This window comes from Erythrobacter sp. CCH5-A1 (assembly GCF_001557115.1).
Classification (GTDB): domain Bacteria; phylum Pseudomonadota; class Alphaproteobacteria; order Sphingomonadales; family Sphingomonadaceae; genus Erythrobacter.
Genome location: NZ_LSKQ01000186.1, coordinates 1 through 9,377, shown reverse-complemented (window position 1 = coordinate 9,377; position 9,377 = coordinate 1). Strand labels below are relative to the sequence as shown.

Here is a 9,377-nt window from a genome sequence, read left to right as displayed (position 1 = left end):
GCGAGGTCACCAAGGATGCCTTCGAGAAGATCCTGAATGGTGAGCTGCCCAATGGTGAGAAGGTCGGACAGGTGCCCAACCGCCAGTCGGGGATGGACCTCACGTTCTCGATGCCGAAATCGGCCAGCATTCTGGCGCTGGTATCCGGGGACGAGCGCATCCTAGCAGCCCACTGGAGCGCCGTCCGCGAAACAATGACCTGGGTCGAGCAGAAGTTTGCTGAAGGGCGAACCTATGAGCGAACAAAGTCGGGCGAACCGGTGCGAACCGGTAATCTCGTCTACGGAATGTTCGCGCATGACACGAGCCGGGCCCTCGACCCCCAAGGCCACATCCATGTCGTCATCGCCAACCTCACCCGCATGGCGAACGGTGCTTGGCAGGCGCTCCATAATGGCCAACTTTGGAAAAACAACTCGGTCATCGGTGCAGCCTACCACGCTGCTTTCCGCGAAAAGCTGGCTGAGCTTGGCTACGACACGCGCATAACCGGCAAGCACGGCCAGTTCGAGATCAACGGCGTGCCCAAGGAGGCGATCGACGAGTTCAGCAAGCGTCGGGCAGAGATCCTCGCCCGAAGCGAGAAGCTCGGACTGACATCTACCGAGAGTCTTCGCAGCATCACGAAGAACAGCCGAGATCCCAAGCTCAATGTCGAGGACCGCGAGAAACTCGCTGCCGACTGGCGAGAGCGCGCCGCCGCGATCGGGTTCGACGGAAGGCAGGTCATCGAGGAAGCGAAATCCCGCGCGGCCGGGACGACACCTGACCGGCTTACTACACCGACACAGCGCCTCAGCGAGACGATAGCGAACATCGTAACAGCGCTCGGCGGGGTGTTCAGGGAGAAAGACCCGCTGGTAACGCAGGGGCTCGAGCGCCTCAAATTCTCGCCAGACGAGCTGCGAGCGCAGGCGGCAGTGGCTTCGGCCATCCGCATTCTCGAACAGCGCGAAGCGGCCTTCCCGATCCCACAGATCACCAAAACCGCGCTCGATCTGGGCTTGAGGGGTGTCACGGCCGAGAAGGTCGATGCCCGCGTCGAGCAGCTGCTTGAGAGCGGAAACCTCATCCCGGGCCAGTCAAACCGGATCGATGGCGCGCTGACCCATGTCACGACGCCGCACGCCCTTGCGACCGAATCCCTGATCCTCGCCCAGATCGACAGGGGCAGGGGGGCTGCCACGCCGATCGTTGCGCCTGACGCTGCGGTCGAACGCATCAACGCCGTCTCCGGCGATAAGCAGCTCAACACGGGCCAGATGGCCGCTGCCGTGCTCGGCCTCTCGTCCAGCGACCGGATCGTTGCCGTGCAAGGGGTCGCGGGGGCGGGCAAATCGACCATGATCGCGGCCGTGGCCCGGGTTGCCGAGCAGGAAGGTCACAAGGTTTTGGGGCTCGCCTTCCAGAACAAGATGGTTGGCGACCTCAGGGATGGTGCCGGCATCGAAGCACAGACCGTGTCGTCCTTCGTGAATGCCTATGCCAAGGCAGCCCTCGCAGGGCGGGGCGAAGCATACGAAGCCGCGCGCGGCGCGCTCAAGGGTGCCGTGCTGGTGCTCGATGAAGCCTCGATGGTCGGCAGCGAGCCGATGAAACATCTGGTCGGCATCGCCAATGCGCTCGGCGTCGAGAAACTCATCATGATCGGCGACCGCCAGCAACTCTCCTCGATCGATATGGGCAAGGCTTTCGCGATGGCTCAGGCCGGGGGGATCGCGATGGTCCGCATGGACGAGAACCTGCGCCAGCGCACCGACCAGCTGCGCACGATCGCAGCGCTCGCAAACCGCGGGGAAGTGCGCGGGGCGATGGAAGTGCTCGGCGACAAGCTGAAGGCCAGCCCCGATCACATCAAATCGGCAGCGGACCAGTGGCTAAGCCTTCCCAAGGATGAGCGCGACAGAACGATGGTGTTCGCCTCAGGACGGGACGCGCGCGCCGAACTCAATCAGCGCATCCAGGAAGGACTGCGCTCCGATGGCACCCTCGGCAAGGATGGCATCACACTCAGCGTTCTGGAGCGGGTGAACACGGAACGCGAGGAGCTGCGCTACCACCAGACCTACAGGGCAGGGCAGACGCTCGAGGTCGCAAGGGCGGTCTCGGAAATCGGGCTCCGGCGCGGCAGCTACGAAGTGCTCGGCGTCGATGCCAAGGGCCGCGTCGAGCTGAAGATCGGCAACCGCACAGTGCGGTTTGACCCGCAGAAGATCGACCCCAACGACAAGCGCGACGCGCTCGGCCTTACCCAGCGCAGCGACATCAAGCTCCACGAAAACGACCAGATCCGTTGGACGGCGAACGACAAGGAGCGGGGGCTCTACAATGCCTCGCTGGCGCAAGTCACGGGGGTGAGCAAGGACGGCATCAGCGTGAAGACCGCCGATGATCAGACGGTGCATCTGAAGCAAGGCGACCCCATGCTCGAACGCCTGGGTCTCGCATATGCCATCAACATGCACATGGCGCAGGGCGTGACCACCGACAAGGGCATCGCGGTGATGAGCGGCTCGGAGAGCAACCTCTCCAATCAGCGCCTGTTCAACGTCACCGTCACCCGCGTGCGGGACGATCTGACACTCCACACCGACAACAAGGAGCGCCTGATCAGCGCGATCGAGCGAAACGAGGGCAACAAGACCAGCGCCCTTGAGACGGTCGGCCGCCTCGAGATCGACGCGCCCAGAGGCAGTGGGTCGGCGCCGGGAAAAACCGACAAGACCTTCAATCCCGAGGTGCCTGCCGACCTCGCCAAGCCCAACAGCATGGATCTCAGCAAGCACCGCGTCGCGGTCGAACCGCGCGTGCCCGACAAGCCGTTCCCCGAAAAAGACATCAGCCTGGAGATCTGATCATGCACCCTTCGGTCAATTACGACTTCGTCATCCACGGCGACCATATCCATTGGTGCAACGTCGAAGCACGGGGCATGACGCGTTGCGAGGAGCTGGCGATGCGCGAGCACTCGGCCATCACGGCTGATGCTGCGTTCGCCGACGTCGCCCTATCCTTGATGATCGCGATGAGCATCACGATCATATCCGGCCTGCTGTGGGGGGCCAACCTGAAGACACGACAAATGCTCGTGGGGCCAGTGCCGCTATGACGGAGCTGGGACTCCTCGCAATCATTGCCCTTGTGGTTTTCGTGGGCATGCTCATGTCCACGAAACGCGGCATAGGCTCGCTCCCCGTCCGAGCGGCCCCACTTATGACGAAGCGGGAGCGTATCGTCTGCGAAATGATCGAGCGCGCCGTCCCTCACGCACGGGTTCATGCTCAGGTCTCGATGGGCGCGATCCTGCGGCCTGCGGCAGGGCTTGACCGATCGCGCTCGACCAGCGTGCGCAACCGGTTCTCCTCCAAACGGGTCGATTTCGTGCTCGAGGACCGGGCAAGCGGCGAAATCATCGCCATCGTCGAGCTCGACGACCACACGCACAATCGCTCGGCCGACCGACAACGCGACCGCATGACGTCGCGAGCGGGCTACCTCACTATACGGCTCGGCCCGATCCGCCACACCTTCGCGTCGGTTCAGCAGGCCTTGGCGGGAGTTCTATGATGTTCGGACACCGAGACTACTCCACGCGGCTGATTGCACTTTCAACAGCTTCGCTGAATGTCGATGAAGCACGCGCGCTCATAAGCCGGGACATCGATCAGGATTTTCTGTTCCTCCAAGGGCCATCAGGCGAGATGGAGCATTTCGAGGAAACAGCATCACTGCGGCTCGAGACATTCTTCGGGGAATCGCCTTCCGATCACGTGTTGAAGACCTGTACCAGCATACGGATCGATTTTCTCAATCCGAGCAGTCGCTACCTCGACCTGTCGGCGAACGGCATCAGATTCCACGCCCTGAACGCCTGTTGCCACCTGGAGCAAGCCATGACCCAGCTCGAGATCGAGCCTTGCTGGTGGACCATCGCATGCACGACCGGATGTGACCATTTTATGAGCTTTTATCGACGCACCATCATTATCCTCAACCATGACTGCGATGGAAATGAATTTGGCACCGGCGCTGTGCGCGGCAGTTTGTTCAATCCAGCCACCTTCGACCAGCTCGAGGATCTGATGGAGCAGAGCCTGCGAAAGGAAATCGAGCAGTGGAGGTTTGGGTGAAAGTCACAACCGTTCGGCCACCAATTGCGATTCTCAAGCCCCTGAGAATGCAGTATAACGTCGATCCAGAATGGATCGTCATGGGCGGCAATCTCAAGCGGTCGCGTGACTTCCGCATCGAACAAGAGGTGTACCCTTACGATCTGTCACGCAGCGCATCGACTGCCAGAACCAATCGGGGACCATCACACCCGACCAAACCAGCGAGGAAGGCCCCATGAGTTTGATCTCCATGTTTACGCGGTCAAGGATCTCTGAGGGCCCAAAACCTTCGCCGTTCGAACCGGATCGCCCGCGGTCGCCGCAGCGCGACTATAAGGACTATTCCACCCGCCTTGTCTCGGTTTCCTGGCACCAGCTGGACGACGAAGGTGCGGCTGCGCGCATCGCGAGCGATTTCAATAATGACTTCCTGTGGATCAGGGGGCCTGACGGCTTCCAGGGTTACTACCACAGGCCAGACGCCGTTCCCCTGAGGGAACTTGCCAACCCCAACTACGCTGACACGGCCTGGTTTCACGTGTTCCAGATCGATCTGCTGCGACCGGCCCACGATTACATCGACCTGCGTTCCGGCGGCCGTGACTATGCGATCCTGCTCGCAGAACAGCAATTCGAAGACGCCATGCGGTCCTTGGGGATCATGCCAAACTGGTGGACCATCTGCTGCTCGACCATGAACGACCATCCGATGAGCGCCTACCGCCGCTCGATCATGGTTCTGGGAAGAGACATTCACGGCAACGATGCGCCCTATGAGGACATTGTCGTCGCCCTCGCGAACCCGGCAACACTCGATCTTATCGAAGACGCGTTGGAGCACAGCCTGCGCGCAGAGATCGAATTCCAGACATTCGAATGAACCCACAGAAAACCGGCGCGCGCACCACAAGCTGCTGAAGAAAGGACAAGACGATGAGCAACTGGAATTTCGAAGACATGGGCGATTTCGCCGACGATGCCGCCGCCGAACGCTGGGCCAAGCGCAACGATATCGACCTGCGCGATATCCGCACGAGCGCCAGCGGGAAGGGCGTCCGGCTCGAGGTGCGGCGATCCTCGCTCGGCGACAGCCGCGCGCAGACCGATCTGCGCGACGGCCGCAGGACGGGATGGTAACTGGTAACTGGTATCAGGTAACACGTGAAGGGAAGCACAATGACACACAGACATCTGATGATCGGCCTGCCGGTCGTGGCAGCCGCAATCAGCGTGCCCGCAACTGCACAGGCTGCTCCGGCCACCGATGTGGCAGCAAGCATGGCGAGCTACGCACAAAACACCGCCGGGGCCGACGCTGATACACGGGCAGCCGAAAAGCAGGCACGCTACCTTGCTCGCAAGGAAGCCGGGGAAGCGCCGGACTGCGACGACTTTGCCAATTGTGCCCCCAGTGAGGCTTGCAAGGAATGTGATGATGGGCCGGCGGATGTCTCAGGGAAGGGAGCTGACCGCCATGCGTAGGATCGCGATCATTGCAGGAGCGCTCGCGTCGCTCTCCCTCGCGGGCGGCCCAGTTCTGGCCCAAACCGCAGGCAAGGGTGGCACGGGCGTCGACGAGAACACCGAACTGCCCCGCTGCGCACAGCCGCTCGGAGTGGTCGCTCTGGTCGAAGAGAAGGCTCCAAGCCCGACTGACGGCCTTGCCGGCGACTGTCGCCGGGAATGGCGGCCTTGCTCCGAATGGCCGAGGCGCAGCAGGGCGGGGGAACCGCGCGGGTCGATCCTCTCCCGCTCATCAAGCTCATGGCTGCACGCTCCAACTGCTTCCGCGTTGCCGATCGCGGCGCGGCGATGGGAGCGCTCGAGCGTGAGCGCACCATGACCGGGGCCGCACCGTCCCAGTCTCTGGTCAAAGCAGACTACCTCATCAGCGCGCAGGTGCTTTATTCGGACGCCAAGAGCCGGGAAAGCGGCGGCGGCATCGGCGGTGCCTTCGGGAGCGCTGTTGGCCTCAAGACCAAGACCCTCGAAAGCCAGGTGCTCCTCTCGCTGATCGATGTCGATACGGGCCTTCAGGAGGCCGTGGCGACCGGCTCCGCGCGCAAGAAGGACGTTGGCGTGATCGGGGGCGGACTTCTGCTGGGGCTCGGCGTTGGCGCTCTGGGAGGCACCTACGGCTCGACCGACATTGGGAAGATCACCTCGATCGCAGTCCTCGATGCCTTCCGCAAGCTGATCCTCGAAGCTCAGGCCCGACTGCCACAGCAGACCGCATCAGCTTCGCAACCCACGGCCCAAGCTGCCACTGACCAAGCGCAGGGGGCGGTGGATGATCCTCAAGGCCAGTGACGGACGTTCCGGTGATATCGAAGTACTGGAATCACTGCTGAAGGGAGAGATCATCGCCGACCAGCGCCGCGCCATCGAGGCGAAACTCTATACGATACGAAAAGGAGCAGAGGGCGAGCGCGAAACCGCCCACATCCTTGACCGCATCTATGGCCATTCTGAACGTGTGGCGGTGATCCACGACCTCAGGCTACCTGACGGTTTGAACGGTTACGTGCAGTTTGACCACCTCCTGCTGAACCGCGTCCTGAAGCGGATCGCCGTGCTCGAGACCAAGAACTTCAGCGGTCGCATCTCCAAGAACGAGCACAACGAATGGTGCGTCTGGTATCCGAACAGGCGGCAACCCACCGAAATACCCAACCCGGTCGCACAGGCCGACCGCGCTGCGCGGCTGCTGGAGCTATGGCTCGAGGCGCACCAGCATTCGGCGGCGTTCCGCCGCGTTGAAGGGTGGGTGATCGTCCCTCCGACATGCAAGATCGATCGCACGCGCATCGGTACCGGCACGCGCATCGTAAAGGTTGATAACTTCCATGAGCGATGGATCGAGGACGTCAGTTTCTCCGATGCGACTGGCTTTCTCACAGGGCTTAGCGTTGGACAACTTCGCGCCGTTGGGATGCAACTGGCCTCTCAGCACGTGCAACCCGACTATGCCTGGCGACGGCGGTTCGGGATTAATGACATGCCGAACCGCGCGGTCGCATCTACGCCCCGCCCGGAGATTCAACCAGCGAACGTGTCCGCCGAACCAGAGGCCGAACTCGAAACTAGGTCCGAAACACTGAGCGAAGCTGTGACGGTTCCCCCAGAAGGTCAGGACGGCGTGCCACTCGCGGAGCCGGCACCAGCGACCGGTTCCCGACCAGAGCCGCAAGATCAAAGCGCAACGGATCAGGAGGAGGTGGAACCGGCTCCAAACCCTAGGAAGCACGGCGCCAAAGCGAGCGTGCTCGTTACAGTGATCGAGGGCATTTCCGAGCGCGTTCTACCGGACGGGCGAATTGCCTTCCTTGCCCAACCCGGCACCCCCGCGGCCGAGCAGCTGACTGGCGTCTGCAAAGGCCGGGCGATCTGGAACCCACGCTTTCGCAACTGGCTGTGCAGTGCAGAGCGGGCAGAAGAGATTCGCCATGCCCTGGGCACGCAGCCAGCAGGAGAACGCACATGAACATGGCAGCCGGGATCGGCAGCGCTCAGTGTCCGAAATGCCGCCGCTCAATCGGCCATTGGACTGAGCCGAGACTGACACACGTCTGTGCGTCGTGCGGCGCGCCGCTCATCCGCTTGAGGGCAAGCCGGAAGCTCAGACTCTATCGGATCATCCCGGTGGCGGAATTGGTTCGGATCGCCGGTTCGCTGGTGACCGTGGCCGCGATCATCTCGGCCGCCGCAATACCAGGCGGCATACGGGCAGCCATATTCATGGTGGCCACCGCTTTGCTCGCTTTCGGTGCCGCCGACGTCATTCAGGAGGCCTTCGCCATGCGGGCTCGCGGGCCAATGGGCAACGTCATCTTTGACCGACCAAAAACAACGATTTGGAAGGCTGTCGCGCGCCTTGCTATCGGGTTGATCTGCCTCATGTTGGGCATCGTCGGCTTCGTGGTCTGGGCGAGCGTCACGACCGAGATGTGACAGATAGAGTGTAGTATTAGGCTCTGTCAGGATCCGTTTGAATGCGGCCAAGGTCTAGCTTATGTTGGAAAAGACGCTCTACGGGTAATCAAAAATCCCAGATTGATAATAAACATTATGTTAATACCGATACCTTAACTGCCCATGTAAACTGTGTCCAGTGTGATTGTGCCACGGTTGCTGTCATGGCATCTCCATGGACTCGATTTGTCGGGCCCGATAGTCACCGCGACTTAAGCGCAAGGCTCGCGCAATCGCGCGGTTCGTCGCCTCAAGATCAAAGCGTTCCGGATCAAACTTGCGTCCCGCCCAGCGCCGATTGTCAGCATGCTCCTCGTGATCAGGATCGCGCCACGCCTCAAGGAAGGCTTCATAGCCGATGTCTCCGCCGACATCCTCCGGTGGACAGGCCCGCGATCCGGCAAGGCAGCGGGGATATTTGACGCCTTCCGCCGGTGGCACTTCGCTCAGGATCAGCCGGTGCTGCCAGTTGTCGCCAAAATCGTACTGGTAGAGAATCTCGAGCTGCGCGTCGCGCCCATAAGGAAACCGCAGGTCGCGCAGGTGCACCTCAGTCGCCTCGATCACCCGGGGGCCATCGGCATCCTCTTCGAGGTATTCAGGCGCGCCAATAACCAGCCCCCCCACGATGAACTGGTGCAAATGGCTGTCGGTCCACCCAAAGGCCGCCTGCAGCACCTCGTGCAACTGCGCGAAGTTGAGGTCGCGCGGCAATTCCAGCGACCGGCTGATAACCGGCTCGATCCCGAGGATCTGGGCGTCGAGCCGGATAATGAAGTCGTAGGGATCGAAGTGCTTTGCCATGCTGCAATGATGCCGCCGCATCGCGGCGCCCGCAAGTTCGAGGGCACCAGCAGCGCCCGCAAACAGCTCTGCGCTGGCCTCAGCGCAGAAGCTCGCTGACCAGCGAGGGCCGCCGGGCGATCATCGCCAGCAGCACCTGCGCCGGGCCGGTCGGCTGCCTGCGGCCATGCTCCCAATTGAGCAATGTGCCCTTGGCGACACCGATGCTGCGAGCAAACGCGCTTTGCGACAGCCCTGTCCGGGCCCGGATCGCCGCGACATCCACAACCGGCACTTCGATGGTGTGCACGCGCGCGCCAGCCTCCTTGCCCTGGGCATGGTCAAGCGCCTCGCTCAGGCCCTGCATAATGCTCTCGTAAGCCGTGCTCATCATCGATCTCCATAGGCCGCGATCAGGGCCTTGCTCAGTTCAACCGCTGCCGCCTGCTCGGCCTTGGTCAGATTGTCCTTCTCGTTCTTGGCGAAGACGGTGATCAGGTAGATCGGCAT

Annotated in this window: 12 protein-coding genes; 10 read left to right on the top strand and 2 right to left on the bottom strand. The window is 61.9% G+C overall.

What is annotated here, in order from left to right; genetic code table 11:
- The 10 genes from mobF to AX708_RS11050 all read left to right on the top strand — a co-directional run.
- A partial coding sequence (gene mobF / locus AX708_RS11090; protein ID WP_066530267.1) for a MobF family relaxase occupies positions 1 to 2,855 on the top strand: 2,855 nt, incomplete at its 5' end.
- A 2-nt stretch (positions 2,856 to 2,857) separates the two neighbouring features.
- Positions 2,858 to 3,109 carry a hypothetical protein gene (locus tag AX708_RS11085; protein ID WP_066117822.1) on the top strand — a complete coding sequence of 84 codons (252 nt, stop codon included), beginning with the start codon at positions 2,858 to 2,860 and terminating at the stop codon, positions 3,107 to 3,109.
- Positions 3,106 to 3,567, top strand: a complete 462-nt coding sequence (locus AX708_RS11080; RefSeq protein WP_066117819.1) for a DUF2726 domain-containing protein — start codon at positions 3,106 to 3,108, stop codon at positions 3,565 to 3,567. Before AX708_RS11085 ends, AX708_RS11080 begins: the two co-directional genes overlap by 4 nt.
- Complete coding sequence (locus tag AX708_RS11075) at positions 3,564 to 4,130, top strand: hypothetical protein (protein ID WP_066530272.1); 567 nt, start codon at positions 3,564 to 3,566, stop codon at positions 4,128 to 4,130. The genes AX708_RS11080 and AX708_RS11075 overlap by 4 nt, the downstream gene beginning before the upstream one ends.
- A gap of 217 nt (positions 4,131 to 4,347) precedes the next feature.
- Positions 4,348 to 4,992: a hypothetical protein gene (locus AX708_RS11070; RefSeq protein WP_066271320.1), complete on the top strand. Its 645-nt coding sequence runs from the start codon at positions 4,348 to 4,350 to the stop codon at positions 4,990 to 4,992.
- A gap of 53 nt (positions 4,993 to 5,045) precedes the next feature.
- Positions 5,046 to 5,249 carry a hypothetical protein gene (locus AX708_RS11065; protein ID WP_036802364.1) on the top strand — a complete coding sequence of 68 codons (204 nt, stop codon included), beginning with the start codon at positions 5,046 to 5,048 and terminating at the stop codon, positions 5,247 to 5,249.
- A gap of 57 nt (positions 5,250 to 5,306) precedes the next feature.
- Positions 5,307 to 5,594: a hypothetical protein gene (locus AX708_RS20470; RefSeq protein WP_156443414.1), complete on the top strand. Its 288-nt coding sequence runs from the start codon at positions 5,307 to 5,309 to the stop codon at positions 5,592 to 5,594.
- Between the two features lie 201 nt (positions 5,595 to 5,795).
- On the top strand, positions 5,796 to 6,422 hold the full coding sequence (locus AX708_RS11060; RefSeq protein WP_066530276.1) for a CsgG/HfaB family protein: 627 nt from the start codon (positions 5,796 to 5,798) through the stop codon (positions 6,420 to 6,422).
- Positions 6,403 to 7,596 (top strand): NERD domain-containing protein, encoded by a 1,194-nt coding sequence (locus tag AX708_RS11055; RefSeq protein WP_066530278.1) that lies wholly within the window; start codon positions 6,403 to 6,405, stop codon positions 7,594 to 7,596. Before AX708_RS11060 ends, AX708_RS11055 begins: the two co-directional genes overlap by 20 nt.
- A complete protein-coding gene (locus AX708_RS11050; protein WP_066117803.1) occupies positions 7,593 to 8,063 on the top strand; it encodes a hypothetical protein in 471 nt (156 codons plus the stop codon). Before AX708_RS11055 ends, AX708_RS11050 begins: the two co-directional genes overlap by 4 nt.
- Before the next feature lie 183 nt (positions 8,064 to 8,246).
- On the opposite strand, the gene AX708_RS11045 is transcribed toward AX708_RS11050, so the two are convergent.
- On the bottom strand, positions 8,247 to 8,888 hold the full coding sequence (locus tag AX708_RS11045) for a plasmid pRiA4b ORF-3 family protein (protein WP_066531368.1): 642 nt from the start codon (positions 8,886 to 8,888) through the stop codon (positions 8,247 to 8,249).
- A 79-nt stretch (positions 8,889 to 8,967) separates the two neighbouring features.
- Positions 8,968 to 9,261, bottom strand: a complete 294-nt coding sequence (locus AX708_RS11040) for a DNA-binding transcriptional regulator (RefSeq protein WP_230962558.1) — start codon at positions 9,259 to 9,261, stop codon at positions 8,968 to 8,970.
- Positions 9,262 to 9,377: the final 116 nt, after the last annotated feature.